Source organism: Hephaestia mangrovi, assembly GCF_019880555.1.
GTDB classification, from domain to species: domain Bacteria; phylum Pseudomonadota; class Alphaproteobacteria; order Sphingomonadales; family Sphingomonadaceae; genus Sphingomonas; species Sphingomonas mangrovi.
Genome location: NZ_JAINVU010000008.1, coordinates 33,440 through 48,971, shown reverse-complemented (window position 1 = coordinate 48,971; position 15,532 = coordinate 33,440). Strand labels below are relative to the sequence as shown.

14 protein-coding genes are annotated in these 15,532 nt (G+C 65.1%); 9 read left to right on the top strand and 5 right to left on the bottom strand.

The window, feature by feature from the left end; genetic code table 11:
- Positions 1-21: 21 nt before the first annotated feature.
- From K7G81_RS15595 to K7G81_RS15575, 5 genes are all read left to right on the top strand, one after another.
- On the top strand, positions 22-1,035 hold the full coding sequence (locus K7G81_RS15595) for a LacI family DNA-binding transcriptional regulator (protein WP_223031750.1): 1,014 nt from the start codon (positions 22-24) through the stop codon (positions 1,033-1,035).
- 146 nt (positions 1,036-1,181) lie between these two features.
- Positions 1,182-1,994 carry a polysaccharide deacetylase family protein gene (locus tag K7G81_RS15590; RefSeq protein WP_369412135.1) on the top strand — a complete coding sequence of 271 codons (813 nt, stop codon included), beginning with the start codon at positions 1,182-1,184 and terminating at the stop codon, positions 1,992-1,994.
- A gap of 190 nt (positions 1,995-2,184) precedes the next feature.
- Complete coding sequence (locus K7G81_RS15585; RefSeq protein ID WP_223031748.1) at positions 2,185-3,360, top strand: family 16 glycosylhydrolase; 1,176 nt, start codon at positions 2,185-2,187, stop codon at positions 3,358-3,360.
- Between the two features lie 16 nt (positions 3,361-3,376).
- On the top strand, positions 3,377-3,676 hold the full coding sequence (locus tag K7G81_RS15580; RefSeq protein ID WP_223031747.1) for a hypothetical protein: 300 nt from the start codon (positions 3,377-3,379) through the stop codon (positions 3,674-3,676).
- Positions 3,677-3,796: 120 nt separating this feature from the next.
- The gene (locus K7G81_RS15575) at positions 3,797-4,762 is read left to right on the top strand and encodes an alpha/beta hydrolase (protein WP_369412130.1); all 966 of its coding nucleotides are present in this window, start codon (positions 3,797-3,799) and stop codon (positions 4,760-4,762) included.
- Here the strand turns inward: K7G81_RS15575 and K7G81_RS15570 are convergent.
- The 4 genes from K7G81_RS15570 to K7G81_RS15555 are packed head-to-tail and all read right to left on the bottom strand — an operon-like array spanning position 4,706 to position 10,344.
- Positions 4,706-5,983 carry an MFS transporter gene (locus tag K7G81_RS15570; protein ID WP_223031745.1) on the bottom strand — a complete coding sequence of 426 codons (1,278 nt, stop codon included), beginning with the start codon at positions 5,981-5,983 and terminating at the stop codon, positions 4,706-4,708. The genes K7G81_RS15575 and K7G81_RS15570 overlap by 57 nt on opposite strands.
- On the bottom strand, positions 5,980-6,909 hold the full coding sequence (locus tag K7G81_RS15565; RefSeq protein WP_223031744.1) for a 2-dehydro-3-deoxygalactonokinase: 930 nt from the start codon (positions 6,907-6,909) through the stop codon (positions 5,980-5,982). Before K7G81_RS15565 ends, K7G81_RS15570 begins: the two co-directional genes overlap by 4 nt.
- A complete protein-coding gene (locus K7G81_RS15560; protein WP_369412129.1) occupies positions 6,906-7,637 on the bottom strand; it encodes an SDR family NAD(P)-dependent oxidoreductase in 732 nt (243 codons plus the stop codon). The genes K7G81_RS15565 and K7G81_RS15560 overlap by 4 nt, the downstream gene beginning before the upstream one ends.
- A 13-nt stretch (positions 7,638-7,650) precedes the next feature.
- Positions 7,651-10,344 (bottom strand): TonB-dependent receptor, encoded by a 2,694-nt coding sequence (locus tag K7G81_RS15555; RefSeq protein ID WP_223031742.1) that lies wholly within the window; start codon positions 10,342-10,344, stop codon positions 7,651-7,653.
- A gap of 310 nt (positions 10,345-10,654) precedes the next feature.
- Between K7G81_RS15555 and K7G81_RS15550 the strand changes: the two genes are divergently transcribed.
- Together K7G81_RS15550 and K7G81_RS15545 are read left to right on the top strand one after the other, a co-directional pair.
- A complete protein-coding gene (locus K7G81_RS15550) occupies positions 10,655-11,575 on the top strand; it encodes a dihydrodipicolinate synthase family protein (protein WP_223031741.1) in 921 nt (306 codons plus the stop codon).
- Entirely contained in the window at positions 11,572-12,747 is a 1,176-nt protein-coding gene (locus K7G81_RS15545) for a mandelate racemase/muconate lactonizing enzyme family protein (protein ID WP_223031740.1), read from the top strand. Before K7G81_RS15550 ends, K7G81_RS15545 begins: the two co-directional genes overlap by 4 nt.
- A gap of 9 nt (positions 12,748-12,756) precedes the next feature.
- Here the strand turns inward: K7G81_RS15545 and K7G81_RS15540 are convergent, their stop codons facing one another.
- Entirely contained in the window at positions 12,757-13,482 is a 726-nt protein-coding gene (locus K7G81_RS15540; RefSeq protein ID WP_223031739.1) for an IclR family transcriptional regulator, read from the bottom strand.
- Between the two features lie 255 nt (positions 13,483-13,737).
- Between K7G81_RS15540 and K7G81_RS15535 the strand changes: the two genes are divergently transcribed.
- Positions 13,738-14,217, top strand: a complete 480-nt coding sequence (locus tag K7G81_RS15535; RefSeq protein WP_223031738.1) for an RNA polymerase sigma factor — start codon at positions 13,738-13,740, stop codon at positions 14,215-14,217.
- The gene (locus tag K7G81_RS15530) at positions 14,211-15,185 is read left to right on the top strand and encodes a FecR family protein (RefSeq protein WP_223031737.1); all 975 of its coding nucleotides are present in this window, start codon (positions 14,211-14,213) and stop codon (positions 15,183-15,185) included. Before K7G81_RS15535 ends, K7G81_RS15530 begins: the two co-directional genes overlap by 7 nt.
- Positions 15,186-15,532: the final 347 nt, after the last annotated feature.

Sequence of the window (15,532 nt, the reverse complement as noted above, 5' to 3'; positions counted from 1 at the left end):
CCTCCGGCCAGCGTGGGCGCAATGAGCGGCAACGGCAACAGCAAAACGACGCTCGAGGATCTCGCCCGGCTCGCCGGCGTGTCGGTCTCGACCGTGTCGCGCGCGCTCAACGATTTGCCGCTGATCAGCACGCGGACCAAGCAGCGTATCTGGGCGCTTGCGCGCGAGCATGACTATCCGTTCCGCCAATCGATGCCGCAGGCGCCGATCGGGGCGGCGGGATCGATCGTCATCGTCACGCCCAACATGCGCGGGCGGCCATTGCCGCTGTCGCATCCGTTCTTCCTCGAATTGCTCGCCAGCATCGGCGAAGCGGCGCGCGAGCGCGGCTGCGATTTCACCGTCAGCCACGTCGCCCCGGCCACGCTCGAGGATCTCGTTACCACGACGACCACCAGCCGCGCGGACGGCGTCATCTTCCTCGGTCAGTCGATGCTCCACGAGGAACTCAACCAGCTCGCAGAGACGGGCGCGCGCTTCGTCGTCTGGGGCGCGCATATTCCCGGCCAGAAATATCGCTCGATCGGTTCGGACAATCTGCTCGGCGGGCGCCGGTCGACGCTTCACCTAGCCCGGCTCGGGCGGCGGCGCATCCTGTTCATCGGCGGCTCCGATCCCGAGGCACAACAGCGTCGCCGTGGCTATCGCGAGGCGCTCGACGAAAGCGGTCTCGATTATGACGGCAGGCTGGTCTGCGAAGTCGAGTTCGAACTCGAATCGGCCGAGGCCGCGGTCGCCCGCCTGCTACGCCGCGGTATCGCATTCGACGGCATCGTCGCGGCGAGCGACATCATCGCGCTGGGCGCGATCCGCGCGCTGCGCCGCGCCGGGCTGAGGGTACCCGAGGACGCCTCGGTCGTCGGCTATGACGACATGCTGTTGAGCCGCCTCAGCACACCAGCCCTTTCGACGATCCGCCAGGACAATCAGCGCGCCGGCCAGTTGCTCGTCTCCGGCATTCTCGATGCCAGCGGCGACGATGTGCCGTCATTGCTCCCGACCGAGCTGATTATCCGCGAATCCTGCGGCGGATGATTGTGGAGAGGGACGACGCAGCTTTCACGGCTGCATTGCCGTGGCGCCGCGCACGATTTAGGTAGCGCTACCAAAGTCCGGAAAAATCGGAGAGGGCTATGCGAGTGGCATCAATTCTATCGCGAATCGGATCAGTCCTGTTGGGGGTGGCCCTGATCGCGACTCAGGCTCAGGCGCGGCAATGGCCCGGCGGCAGGCAGGCCGCCGTGGTCCTGACCTATGACGACGCCTTGTCCTCGGATCTCGACGTCGCCATTCCCGCCCTCGACGCGGCTGGCCTGAAAGGGACCTTTTTCCTGGTCGGCAATGCGTTGAAGCCAAAGCAGATCGAGCGCTGGCGGGCGGCGGCGGCCGAGGGCCATGAGCTTGGAAATCACACCATTCGCCATGCCTGTCCGCAGGCCAATTACACACCGGCGCGGAAGCTCGACACCAGCGAAGCCTATGATGTTCCGATGATGCTTGCCGAAATCCGGACGATGAACACCATGCTGACGGCGATCGACGGGAAGTTGCAGCACAGCTTTGCCACGCCGTGCGGTCAACATCTCGCCGGTGGCGTGGATTATCTCCCAGCACTGCGCGCCAGCGGGCTGGTGCGCTATACCCGCAGCGCCAGCTGGCCGGGAGACGGCAAGGCGCTGGATCCGATGGATGTGCCGTGCCGCTGGTTCGATGAGAAGTCGACCGGCGCCGATATGATCGCGGCGGTCAAAAGTGCCGAGCGGTCCGGTGGTCTGCTGGTTCTCGGCTTTCATGGAGTCGGCGGCGACTATTTGAGAGTGACCGCCAAGGCGCACGCAGAGCTCCTCGCTTATCTCAGGGAACATACCGACACCATCTGGGTGGCGCCGTTTTCGACAGTGATGGATTACGTTGCCAGCCACCCGGAAAATTCGGGCGGCAAGCCGCAATTTGTGCCATTAAAAGCAACGAACTCTCCGACTTCATCCAGATAAATGGCGATAAGTTAGCAAATTAGCGATTGATATGTTGCTTCATTAGCGATATTTGTACGCCTTGGCGAGATCGAGATTGCTCGTTTCTGAACCGGATCGATCCGCCGACAGGAGAGGCGGCGCGACGTCCAGGCATAAGGATGCGCGTTGCTCGCGGCGACCATGCGTCGCTCGGGAGAGGAGCAAGCCAATGAAAACGATCTCGATCGGTCCCAGGCAGTCGTACTGGGCCTCAGCACTTGCGGCAGCGGTCATCCTGGCGGCGACAAGCGCCGCGAAAGCAAACGCCCCGTCATCACTCTACGGCCTTGCCTGGCAAGAGGATTTCAATGGCTCCAGTATCGACACGACGCGTTGGAATTTTCGTACCGACGTCAAGGCTCTGAGCGCACAGCTCGCGGCCAACGCGACAATCGACAACAATCAGCTCAGCCTGTTGATGAAGCAGGAAAGCGTCAGCGGAAAGCAATATACCGGTGGCGGCATCGTCAGCAAACAGCAGTTCGGATACGGCTATTTCGAGGTGCGCGCCAAGACGACTTCCAACCATGGGTGGCATAATTCATTCTGGATGATGGCCGGCGACGGCAGCGACACCTATGCCGCGGGCCGCTATCTCGAGATCGACCAGTCGGAGATCAACACCCAGTCGCCCAGCCAGGTGCCGAGCGGCCTCCAGATCTGGAACGGGCAGGCCGGATCGGGCGCCAATATCGGCGGGCCACGCTGCGCGACCTATTCTCCGGGATTTTCGACCGCGGACGCCTATCACACCTATGGCGCGGATTGGCGCGAGGGCGCGATCGACTTCTATCTCGACGGCGTCAAATATTGCACGATCGCCTATCCCGCCGATCAATATCGCCAGGATCCGGTCAACATCTGGCTCACCGCGCTGGCCTATCAGGCGCCGGTCACGGTTGGCGGTACGCCACAATATTACGACACGGTCCGCTTCTACAAGAAGGACCAGTATATCATGAACGGCCGCTATGGTTACAGCGAGAGCGGGTCGGGCTGGGCCGACAGCACGCTCGCCGGATTCGGGCTGATGCCGCAGCGTTATTCCTGCACCGCCGGCGCCAAGGCGACCTTCGCGCCCGGCTTCAATCAGACCGGCCAGTATCACGTCTATATCTGGAAGACCGTCTATTCCAACGCCGATACCGCTGCGGAAGTGCGCGTGCAGTCGGCCTCCGACAACGCGACCTATACGATAAACTTCGCGAGCGGCACGTCGGGTTGGGTCGATCTCGGCACCCACACGTTCAACGCCGGGCAGACCGATCCGGCCATCGGGGTCACCAATATTGTGCATTCCGGGTGCCAGCGCGCCGGCGCGGTCAAGTTCATCCGCGTGTCCTGAGCGACGGGGAAGCGCGGTGAAACGAACCATGCTGATCGGCGGCGTTGCCGGCGTCGCACTGGCGGGGCTGGCAGTTGCGGGGCGGGAGCGACCCGCGACGCCCTCCCCCACGGCGCTTTCGATCGCCGTCGTGCCGGGCGTGTCGACCGCGACGCCGCACTCAGGCGTAGCGTCGCGGTTCGCAATGCCCACGCCGCGGCCGACACCATCGCCATCGCCGTCACCGGGCGGCACGGTCGATAACCGCGATTCGCCGGCGCATTGGGCACCAGGGGCGACCAATTATGCCGAGCTTGGCGTCCTGCCCCCACTCTGAAATCGGCACGTTCATGTCATCTCGGGGACGGACAGGCCAGCACGACAAAGGAAATATGTTGTAATGCGTTCAGCGGATGGTTCCTTTCGGCCCGATCGGCGCGCCATGCTGGGGGGTGCTGTGGGACTGTCAGTCCTCGCGGCGGTCGGTGATGCGCGGGCGGCACAGGTCAACGTGCCGTCACCGATCAAGCGTCCGCCGCCGGCAAAGACCCTGCCTGCCGCCTGGACGCGTGCCGAACGCCTCCCGCTTTGGGGCAAGGACATGCCGGGCGCGGGACAATTCCGCGCCGAGCCGCTGCCGCCGGACTATCCGCCGGTCTACAGGCGCAACATCGCCGAGCCGGCGCTGCACGTCTTCCGGCCGGCGCGACCGAACGGCGCGGCGGTGCTGGTCATTCCCGGCGGCGCGTACCTCATGGTCTCGATCGACAACGAAGGTGTCGCCATCGCCGATCGACTGACGACGATGGGCTATCACGTCTTTGTTCTCACTTATCGGCTGCCGAACGAAGGCTGGCGCGATCGGGCGGACGTGCCGCTGCAGGATGCGCAGCGCGCGGCTCGGTTGGTCCGCTCGCTGGCACCGCGCTTCGGATTCGACGCCGATCGGCTGGCCACCGTCGGCTTTTCGGCGGGCGGTCATCTCGCTGCGACGCTGGCCACGGCGTTCGATGACCGTGTCTATGCGCCGCGCGACGCGATCGATGCGCTCTCCGCACGGCCGGCCGCCACGGGGCTGATCTACCCGGTCATTACGATGACCGACCCGTACACGCATGCACAGTCACGCGCGATGCTGCTCGGCGATCATCCGTCGCCCGCGCTGATCGCGCATCGCTCGCCCGACCAGCATGTCGGCGCCGCGACGCCGCCGATCTTCCTCGCCTGCGCCTGCGATGACAGCCACGTTCCCATCGAGAACAGCGAAATGATGATGGCGGCGTGCCGCAAGGCGGGGCGCCCCGTCGAAGCGCATTTCTTCCAGGAGGGCGAGCACGCCTTCAGCGTCGGCTATGCCGGCACGCCGTCATCGCTGTGGCTCGATTTGTTCGACCTCTGGCTCAAGCGGGCGGGAGTCGGCTGACGCGCGCGGCCGGTGCCGCCTGGCGCGCCAGCCCAGCCAGGCGACCATCAGCGCCGCCGGGTGCAGCAGCGCCATCAGCAGGAACACACGCGAATAGCTGCCGCCCGAAACCAGCATGCCCACCGCCTGCGTCGAGAAGATCCCGCCGAGGCCGGATCCCGCGGCGATGACGCCGAATACCGTCGCGACCTTGCGCTGCGGATAGAGGTCGATGATCAGCGTCGAGATGTTGATCTGAAAGGTCAGGTGCGCGAACGCGACCAGCGCGCCGAGCGCGAACACAACCGTCAACGGCGGACTAGTGGCGATGAATGCGCCGAACGGCGCGGCGGCGGCGGCCATCGTCATCGCGATGATCCGGCTCCTGGCGGGATCGATGCCGCGCTTGACTAACAGGCTCGAAATCGCGCCGCCGCCGACGCTGCCGAGGTCCGACGCGAGATAGACGATCCACGCCAGCGACGCGACCGCGGTCAAGCTCATGCCGCGCGCGTCGGTGAGATATTTGGGGAACCAGAACAGGTAGAAATACCATACCGGATCGGCCAGCCCGCGCGACAGCGCAAGCAGCCAGACGGCGCGATCGCTCAGCACCTCGCGCCAGCGGATCGGCTCGCTCGCCTCCTGCGCCGCTTGCGCCGATCGCGGATAGATCAGCCACCAGAAGCCGAGCCAGACCAGCCCCGCGAGGCCTGTCGCGACGAACGCCGATCGCCAGCCCCAGGCCAGCGCCAGCCCGGCGATCAGCGGCGGCGCGATCGTCGCGCCGACCATCGCGCCGGCGGTGTAGAGGCCAAAGGCGAAGGCGCGCTCCTTCGGCGGAAAATGCTCGCCGATCGCCTTCGGACCGGCGGTGTAGTTGCCCGCCTCGCCAAGCCCCAATGCGAACCGCGCTGCGCCGAGCTGGCCGGCGCTGTTGACCAGCCCGGTCAACAGGTTGGCGACCGACCACCAGGCGACGAACAAGGCCAGGCTGAGCTTGGTCCCGAGCCAGTCGGTAATCCGCCCCGCGACCAGATAGGCGATCGTATAGGCGATCATGAACAGCTGGACGATATGCGCGTAGCCCAGATCACTGATATCCAGCGATTTCTGGACGGTCGATGCAAGGATCGAAAGCGCCTGCCGGTCGAGATAATTGATCACCGTCGACGCGAACAGCAGCGCGACGATCACCCAGCGCAGCGTGCCCCGGTCGGTTCCGGTGCCCGCGCCGCTCATGCCACCGCCACGCTTACCCGGTCGAGCGCGACGAAGCCGGCGAGGCACGCACGTTCCGGATCGACGATCCGCGCGGCACCGCCCACCGCCTCGATCGCCGCGGCGTAGAGCCGGCACAACGGCCCGTTGCCGATCAGCGGCACCGGCGCCTCACCGAACGCGCCAAGCAATTGCCCGACGTCGGCCAATTCCGCGCCGATCAGCAGCCCGCGCAGATATGAGGCGGCGTCGCGCCGCTCGAGATCGCCGCGGATCACCCGCGCCCGCGCCCCGAACAGCAACGTGCCGATCGCCAGCCCCGATCGCCGCCCCTCGTCGACGCCGCGCGCGAACGCCGCGCCAGCCTCGGCCGCGCCGTCGATGATCGACGCCAGCAGGCCGGCCTGGCTCATCCGGTCGTAGAGCTCGCCCGAAATGCTGGTGAAGAATTCGACCAGCCGCCCGCGCTCAATCGCCGCCCATTTGGTGTGCGTGCCCGGCAAAGCGATCAGGCCGTCGCGCGGCGCATCGGACGCGGCGAGATGGCCGAACAGCTCGATCTCCTCGCCGCGCAGGATATCCGGCCCGCCATCGCTGCGCCGGCGACAGGCGATGCCCGGCACCACGCGCACGGCGGTCGCCCCGATCCGCGTATCGATCACTCGGCCCACCAGATCGTGCGCCGCGACCGGCGCTTCGGCATAGGGCGCCTCGACCCAGCCGATGTTCGAGCCGATCATGCCCGACGCATAGATGCGCTCGATCCCCGGCCAGCGCGCCACGACCCGCTCGATCATCGCCTCCATGCCGGCGCGATCGAGCGTACCGACGCCGTCGCCACTGCGAAAGCTGTCCACCGCCGCGCCCTCGCTGTCGATGCGATAGGCGCGGAACGCGCTGCTGCCCCAGTTGATGCCGATGATGTCGGCCGCATTACCCCGGTTCATTGCCGCGTCACGCCGGCGCCGCCGTCGATGGCGTAGACCGATCCGGTGATCCAGGCCGCCGCTTCCGACGCCAGGAACAACGCCAGCGCCGCGACTTCCTCGGGCGTGCCGAGCCGCGCCAGCGGATGGCGGCGGCGGTTGGCGGCCTCGGCGGCGGCGGGATCGTCGGCGCGCTCGAACGAGCCGCGCAGCAGCGGCGTGTCGATCGAAGCCGGCGCGATCGCGTTGACGCGGATACCGCGCGGGGCCAGCTCACAGGCGGCGGTCCTGGCGAGACTCTCCAGCGCCGCCTTGCTCGCGGCGTAAGCAGCAAGCGTCGGCGTCGCGAAACGCGCGTTGATTGATGACAGCAGGATGATCGAGCTCCCTTCGTCCATGGTCGGCGCCAGCGCCTGGATCAGCCGCACGGCACCGACCACGTTGACGTCGTAAAGATGTTGGAAATCGCACGCCGGCGTATCGAGCACGCCGCCGGGCACGCTGGCTGCGGCGGCGTGAACGAACAGCTCCACGCGCCCGAGCGCCTCGCGCGCCTGCCTGACAGCGCCGGCGGTCGCCCGGTCGTCGGCGAGATCGGCGACGAAACGGGCCGTGCCGACCTCGCACTCTCGGCTGTCGATCGCGGCGACGCGCGCGCCTTCAGCCACGAACCGGCGAACGATCGCCGCGCCGATGCCGCCCGCCGCGCCCGTCACGATCGCGACCTTGCCGTCGAGCTGTCCGGCCACCACGCCCCCTTGCTCAGAACTTGACGCCGATCGACGCCTTGAAGATGCGACCATAAGCGACGTTGGTCCGCAAGGCTTCATCGACGCCGTCATAGGTCCGCTGGCGGCTGTCGAGCAGGTTGAGCGCCTGCGCTTCGATCGAAACCCCCGGCGTGATGTCGTAACGCACCGTCGCCGACAGGTCCGAATAGGCGCTGTTGTAGATGCCCTGGCCGGAAACCGACAGGCTGTAGAGATAGTCGTCGCGCCAGTTGTAGGCGAGCCGCACGCTCAGCGGTCCGCGCTCGTAATAGCCGATCAGATTGACATTGTTCTTCGACAGGCCGGGGAACGGCAGCTTGCGGCCACCGACGTCGGTGGTCGGCGTCGAGGAATCGATATAGGAATAGGTCGCGACGATTCCGAACCCGTCGAGCGGATGCGGCAGGAAATAGAAGGGAAGCTGAAGCAATGCCTCGGCACCCTTGATCTTGGCGCTGTCGCCGTTGACCTTGCGATTGATCAGGTATTCCACCCCCGCATAGGTTTCCGGGCTCTGTTCCTGAACGATGAAGGTCGAGACGTCCTTGTAGAACAGCCCGAGCGAGACCATCGCCTGGCGGCCGAAATAATATTCGGCGGAAACGTCGACCTGATTGGCCTTGAACGGATCGAGGTTCGGCGCGCCGCCCGATCCGGTGCCCGGCTGCACCTGCACGCCGTTGACGAACACGGCCGTGTTCGAAAGCGTCAGGCCGTTATTGAGGTCCTGCGTGTTGGGAAACGCGACGACCTTCGCCGCGCCCGCGCGCAGGATGAAGTCGTTGCCGAACGCGATCTTGGCAACCGCCGAGGGCAGCCACTCATTGTCGGTCCGCTTGAAGTCGGTCGGCACCGCCGCGCCCGACGGATCGATCTGGTTGCCGATCGAATCGAGGTAGCGGTTGACGTATCGCACGCCGATATTGCCCGAAAGCGTCGTGCTGGCGCCGAGCGGCGTGTCGAAATCGACCTTGCCATAGCCCTCGGTGAAGCGTTCCTTGATCGTGAAGGTGCCGGCCAGCGAGTTGGTCGTCGATGCCGGATCGAGGCACTGGGCGTTCTGCGACACCGCCGGGAAATCGGTGAAGACGTGGCAACTCGTCACCGCGCTCGATCCGATCAGATAGGTGCGCGGCAGCCCATCGAAGTCGCCGGTCAGGAAATGGTCGTTCGAATAGGTGCCGATCAGATCGCCCAGCGCGGTCGCCGGGATGCCGCCGGTCGGGCGGATATCGGCGCGCAGCGGGTTCTGCCGCGATTTGCTGTCGGTATAGCGGAAACCATAATCGATCGATTTGAGGAACGGCGAATCGAAGCTCATCGTCCAGTCCGATCGCGCCGCGAACGCATCGGTCTTGGCGCGGAACAGCTGGTCGAACAGGATCGTGAAGTTGAGCTGTGAGGGATCGGTCAGGTCGATGCCGCTGATCGAATAGGCGCCGAAATCGCCACTGGTCAGATCGAAATCGACCGACGGATGCACCGAGGAATTGGGCTGCAGCCGGAAATAGATCTGGCGATAGCTCGACGTCGACCGGTCATAGGAAATCTCCGCCGAGGTCTTCAGATGATCGGTGATGTCGAATTTGCCGCGCAGCGCGGAAGACCAGATGTCGGCCTTGGTGTTGGCATATTCGACATTGGTCAGCACCGATCCGGTCGAGGTGCCGCTCAACAGGATGTCATTGTCCGAATAGGTCGCGTTGCTGAGGTTGAGCGTCGGATTGAATGACAGCCAATAGCGGTCTCGATGCGATGTCAGCTTCGAATAGAAGCTGTCGGCGGTGATCTCCACGCCATCGCGCGGCTTCCATTGCACCACGCCGTCGAGGCCGAGCTTGGTACGGTTTTCCTGGATTTCCTCGGGTCGCACGTCGGCGTCGCCATAGCGCGTATTGCCGTCGGCATCGGTGAACTTGGTATAGCCCGCATAGGTGTCGAGCCCCTGCTGCGACAGGTTGCGATCCTCATAGGATGCCGACAGCAGGACCCCCAATGTGTCATTGGCGAATTTGTGCGAGGCCAGGCCGAACAGCGAATAGCCGCCCTTTCGCGCGGCGTCGGCATATTCGCCGGTCGCCTTGGCGGCGATCTGCGTCGTCGGCCCGTCGAGCGGCATCCGGGTATTGATGTCGACGATGCCGCCGAGCGCGCCCGCCACCTGGCTGGCGGCCGGCAGCTTGGTGACTTCCAGCCGCGAGATCAGTTCGGACGGCACCAGTGCGAGCAGCCCGTAGGTCGAGCTTCCAAGCTGGTCGAGCCCGGTGCCGCCCCGCCCGGTCGCGTCATAGATTTCGCGGCCGTTGAACAGGATCACGTTTTGGCGAAGGCCGCGGATCGAGATATCGGTTCCCGCTGCCACGCCGCGATCGACCTGCACGCCGGACACGCGCGCCAGCGATTCGGCGACATTGGTGTCGGGCAGCTTGCCGATATCGTCGGCGACGATCGCGTCAACGAACTGCGTCGAATCGCGCTTGATATCGCGCGCGCGCTCCAGGCTCTGGCGGATGCCGGTAACGACGATGTCGCCTTGCGCCGCGGGCGATGCCGCGGCCGGCGTATCCTGCGGCACCGCCGCTGGCGTCGCCGGAACCTGCTGCGCCCGCGCCGGCACCGCGGCCATCACGAGCGCGGGCGTCACCGCCGACGAAATCAGCAATGCACGCGTCGAAAGCTTTTTCATTCTGCCTCCCCTAAAACCGCCGGCTCGCGAACCGCCGACTTATAAGCCGCCGAGGTGATCGGGCAGGGTGCGTTGCGAGCAGCCGATGGCTCGCCGGCGATCTGGTGATGACGCACGTGCATGACCCTTTCCGATACATCCTCTCATCATGCTGCGCCTCGATCGGGCGCTAGCCGTTGTTCGTATCTTCTATAGCAACGCAAATGCCTCATCAAGCCCCATTTCAGCAAATCTTGTGACATATGCATCGCCTATTGACACAAAATGCCGCTAAAAATATTGCTGATAGTGAAACAAAAAGGAGAGGCAGATGTCTTTGGCCGGCGTTTTCCCGGTATTGCCGACGATTTTCACGGCGGCGGGCGAGATCGACGAGCGCGGGGTGCGCGGCGTGCTGGACTATATCGTCGACGCCGGCGCGGCCGGGATCGTCTATCCGGGGCTGGCCAGCGAATATGACCACCTCACCGCCGAGGAGCGGCTCGAAATGACCGCAAGCGTCGGTCGATGGCTGGCCGGCCGCGCGCAGTTCGTCGTCGGCGCAAGCGCTGGCTCGGCGGAGGAAGCGGCCGCCTTCGCCCGCGCCGGCGCCGGCGCGGGTGCGACCGCGGCGATGATCATGACCCCGCACACGCTGGCTGACGATCCGTTGGCGATGGCGAGCTTCTATCGCGACGTCGGTAACGAAACCGGCATTGCGATCATGCTGCAGAACGCGCCTGCCCCCATGGGAATCGGCTTGTCGATGGATGCGGTCGCGGCGCTTGCCCGCGACGTCGATGCGATCCGCTACGTCAAGGAGGAGGCACAGCCGTCGGGCCAGCGGATCACCGGCGTCATGTCGCGCGCCGGCGATGCGCTCGACGCGGTGTTCGGCGGCGCCGGGGGGCGTTATGTGATCGACGAACTGGTTCGCGGCGCGCAAGGCACGATGCCGGCGTGCGAGATCACGGAGGTGCATGTGCGGATGCTGCGCAGCTTTGCGTCGGGAGAGGTCGCCATGGCGCGGGATCTGTTCGAGCGGACGCTGCCGCTGCTCAGCGTGCAGGCGGTATTCCGCTGGCGCTTGACGAAGGAAGTGTTGCGGCGGCGCGGCCTGATCGACAGCGTCTACACGCGCGCGCCCGGCCCCGAGCTCGACCGCCATGATCTGGCGGAGGTCGATGCGCTGCTCGGCCGTATCGCCGATCTGACCGGCATCGCCGTCGCTGGCGACGGGCGCGGCGCGTGATCGTCGCGCGGGTCGAGACCTTCATCGTCACGCTGCCGCGCGACGAGCCGTATCTCGGGCCGCTCGGTCCGGGCGAGTCAATCAATCAGCGCGGCTATGTCGTGCGATCGGGCAACGGCACGATCTATCCCACCGTCGATCGATCGGTCGTCGTCCGCCTCACGGCGGAGGATGGGACGATCGGCTGGGGTGAGACCTATGGCATCTGCGCGCCGAAGGCGACGTGCGAAATCATCAACGACCTGCTGGCGCCGGTGCTGGTCGGCCAGCCGGTCGATGACGCGGCCGTGATTCCGGTCATCTGGGAAAGCCTCTACGGCCTGATGCGCGTGCGCGGCTGTTCGGGCGGCTTCTATGGCGATGCGCTCGCCGCGTTGGACATCGCCTTGTGGGATCTGCTCGGACGGCATGTCGGGCAGCCCGTCGCCGTCCTGCTCGGCGATCGGCGGCGCGAGACCATTCCCGGCTATGTCTCCGGCCTGCCGGCGGCGACCCCTGCCGCGCGAGTCGCGCTGGCGCAGCGTTTCCGGTCCGAAGGGCATGACGCCTTCAAGTTCGCGGCAGTCGTCAGCCATGGCGGCATCGTCGAGGAATGCGCGGCATTGCGCGCGGCGATCGGCCCGGATGCCGCGCTGATGGTCGATCTCCACTGGAAGTTCGATCCCGCCGATGCGCTCGCGCTCGCCCGCGCGCTCGCGCCTTATGATCTCAGCTTCATCGAGGCGCCGGTGAAGCCGGAGGACGTCGCCGGTCTCACCGATGTCGCGCGTGCCAGCCCGATCCCCGTCGCCGCCGGCGAGGAATGGCACAATCTCCACGAGGCGCGCCTGCGCCTCCCCGGCGCCGCGTTGCGCTACGTCCAGCCCGAAATGGGGCATACCGGCATCACTCAATTCTGCCGGATCGCAGCGCTTGCCGCCGAAGTTGGCGCATCGCTCGCACCGCATGCGACCATCGGAACCGGCATTTTTCTGGCGGCAAGCCTGCACGCATCCCAGACGATCGACCGGTTGTGGCGCCACGAGTGGCAACATTCGGTGTTCAGTGCCAACTTACGATTGCTCGAAACCGATATGGCCTACGACAACAACGCCTATCGCGTCCCCACCGGCCCCGGCCTCGGAATCGCCCCGAAACCCGCCTTCTGGGCCCATGCTGAAGCAATCGACTGACCCCCGCCCCTAGTCGCTCCCTATCGCCGACCCTGCTTCGCGCAGCGCCTCAACCAACGGCGGCGTCGCATTCTCCGGTATCCAGCCCGATACCGCAATGCCAGCATGAACCGGATCGCCAATCACGGTCGCGACGGCGTGGAAATCGCGCTCGTCAGCGACGTGGACGCGAGCGTAACCAGCTTCTCGCGTTTCCTTAAGCTTGTCCAGCAGCGCCCCGATGCCGGCGGGGAACATTGGGATGTCGCGTCCCTCATAAAGAGCCCTGACGCGCTCCTCCGGCAGTTCCGCAAGCAGCGCAATGCCGATGCCGCTGGTCGTTGCTGGCAACAGGCCGATACGTCCAAGTCCCCGCGACGCCTCGATCCCCGGCGGTGCGTGGAAAAGATAGCTGACACTGTCATTCCAGAGCACGCCGAGCGCCACGGTATGGCCAAACCGCCGCAATCCCTCCAACACCGGGAGCGCTCGCCGGAGCAGCCCTGACGCAAACAGACTCTGAGCGGCAAGCACATGCATGCCAGATCCGGCCGTATATTTTCGGTTGGCCGTTTGCCGGGCAATCCCGAGGAATGCCAAAGTCTTGAGCAGTCGATTGACCTTGGTCGTATTAATTCCGAGCTGGCGCGCGAGTGCCCGACAGCCGATCGGCTCGGGGGCTGAGGCCAAGGCTTGAAGCGTGGCAATGCCATCGATCAGGCTTTGGTTTGGTTGCGCGTTTGGCTCGGCTAGCATAGCTGATATTTAGCTGAAAAGTCAGGCAACATGCTACTCTCGATCACGCGTTAGGAGAGCGCCGCGGGCCAAGTTATGCGGGCGGCCAGCGCCGTGAATGAGTCCTCATGTGCGATCAATCTCGAAACCCTGCCAGATTAAAGCCGATCGTTCGCGCGGGCGAAACGGTTGTCGCCGCAACGGGAATGGTATCTTTCATTATGTCCGTTTTTGCGGTGATGATCGTCTGAGGTTTCGAGGGAGACGGTTCACGCGATGCCGAGCCTGTCGGAAATGTTGTCGAAGGCAAGACGGGCGGTGCTGCGGCATGGCGTGTCCGAAGCGGATGCGGATGAATTGGTGCAAGAGGCGTTTCTGAAGATAGAACAATATGAACGCGCGCATCAGGCGCGCTCGCGGGAGGCGCTTCTGGTGAAAGCGGCGGTCAATCTGTCGATCGACCAGCTTCGCCGCCGCGCGCGGGCGCCCTTCGTCGGACATGACGGTATCGATCTTCTCGCCGATCAGTCGCAACCGGACCCGAGCCAGATCGTCGAGGAGCGAGCGCGGTTGCGCCATGCATCGCGCGGGCTCGAAACGCTGCCCGAGCGGACACGCCGTATCCTGCTGATGCGCCGCCTCGACGACCTGAGCTACGCCGAAATCGCGCGGCGTGAACAGATGTCCGTCGCCGCGGTTGAAAAGCAGGTGGCGCGCGCAACTCTGCAATTGATGCGCTGGATGGACGGATGGTGAATCATTCACCCTCTCACCGACAGGTCGAAGCCGAGGCGGCGGCCTGGATCGCGCGCCTGCAGGCAACGCCGCGCGACAGCGCGACCGAAGCGGCGCTGAAAGCCTGGCTCAACGGCGACGCGGCGCGACGCGACGCCTTCGAGCGCGCAACCGAGCTCTGGGCGATGATCCCCGGCGCTGCCGCATTTGAAGACGGCGACGCTGCTCGCCAACCGTCGGGGCCGAACGCTTGGCGCGCACCTTTCGCGTCGCTGCGGGTTTTGGCTCTTGCCGCAGCGTTGCTGCTGGTTCTGGGCAGCGTCGCCTGGTGGCTGATGGATCGGCCCGTCACCTACACGACCGAACGTGGCGAACAGGAAGTCGCCACCCTCGACGACGGCAGCCGCATTGCGCTCGACACCGACACCCGGCTTGACGTCGATTACAAGCCCGATGTCCGGCAGATCACGCTGGATCACGGCGAGGCGATGTTCGACGTCGCCCACAATACCCGGCGTCCGTTCATCGTGGCGGCCGGAAACAAGCGGGTTCGCGCGGTTGGCACGAGCTTCATCGTGCGCCGCATTGATGGCGATGTCGAAGTCACGCTGCTCAAAGGCAAGGTCGCGGTAACAGAGGTGAAATCCGGCTTGTCGAGCGCGGCCGCCGAGCCGACGTTGCTTGCACCGGGAGAGCGCCTGACGACCAATAAGGATGCGCCCGCTGCGATCGACATGCCCCCGATCGATACCGTCACGGCATGGCGGCGCGGCCAAATCGTTTTCGACGAGACGCCGCTGGCCAAGGCGATCGCCGAACTGGGGCGCTATGGCGGCCCGAAGATCAAAGTTGCCGATCCCCGGCTGTCGACAACGCCCGTTTCGGGCGTGTTTTCTACCAACGACACTGCCGAATTCGCGGTTGCGATTGCCCGACTCAATGGTTGGCGCGTCGTTCATGACGGCAGCCAGTTGACGATCGAAGAGTAAAGTCCGCGCGTCTGGACCGCACGATACTGTCGGGCGGATAAGAAATGCGAACTTTTTATGTCGTGCGCATGTCGGTTTTGCGCATGATCGTCGTCTACCGTTTCAAGGGGCCGCTGCGACGGCAACTTTGGGGGGTAGTCGATGATCTCAAGAATAGCATTGGTTGCGTGTGCCCTGGCCACTCCATTGGCGGCCCAGGCGCAAACCACATTTCAAGTCGATCTTCCGCGGCAGCCGCTGGCGACATCGTTAAGGGCGCTGGCGGCCACCACGGGTTCTAACCTGGTATTCACCGAGGCCGCCGTGAAAGGCATGGTCGCGCCAGCCTTGCATGGACGATATAGCGC

What these genes read in the sequence shown, in the direction of transcription:
- K7G81_RS15555 (WP_223031742.1), bottom strand. Translation starts at nt 10,344, where the DNA reads ATGAAAAAGCTTTCGACGCGTGCATTGCTGATTTCGTCGGCGGTGACG.
- K7G81_RS15570 (WP_223031745.1), bottom strand. Translation starts at nt 5,983, where the DNA reads ATGAGCGGCGCGGGCACCGGAACCGACCGGGGCACGCTGCGCTGGGTG.
- K7G81_RS15535 (WP_223031738.1), top strand. Translation starts at nt 13,738, where the DNA reads ATGCCGAGCCTGTCGGAAATGTTGTCGAAGGCAAGACGGGCGGTGCTG.
- K7G81_RS15565 (WP_223031744.1), bottom strand. Translation starts at nt 6,909, where the DNA reads ATGAACCGGGGTAATGCGGCCGACATCATCGGCATCAACTGGGGCAGC.
- K7G81_RS15530 (WP_223031737.1), top strand. Translation starts at nt 14,211, where the DNA reads ATGGTGAATCATTCACCCTCTCACCGACAGGTCGAAGCCGAGGCGGCG.
- K7G81_RS15550 (WP_223031741.1), top strand. Translation starts at nt 10,655, where the DNA reads ATGTCTTTGGCCGGCGTTTTCCCGGTATTGCCGACGATTTTCACGGCG.
- K7G81_RS15540 (WP_223031739.1), bottom strand. Translation starts at nt 13,482, where the DNA reads ATGCTAGCCGAGCCAAACGCGCAACCAAACCAAAGCCTGATCGATGGC.
- K7G81_RS15585 (WP_223031748.1), top strand. Translation starts at nt 2,185, where the DNA reads ATGAAAACGATCTCGATCGGTCCCAGGCAGTCGTACTGGGCCTCAGCA.
- K7G81_RS15595 (WP_223031750.1), top strand. Translation starts at nt 22, where the DNA reads ATGAGCGGCAACGGCAACAGCAAAACGACGCTCGAGGATCTCGCCCGG.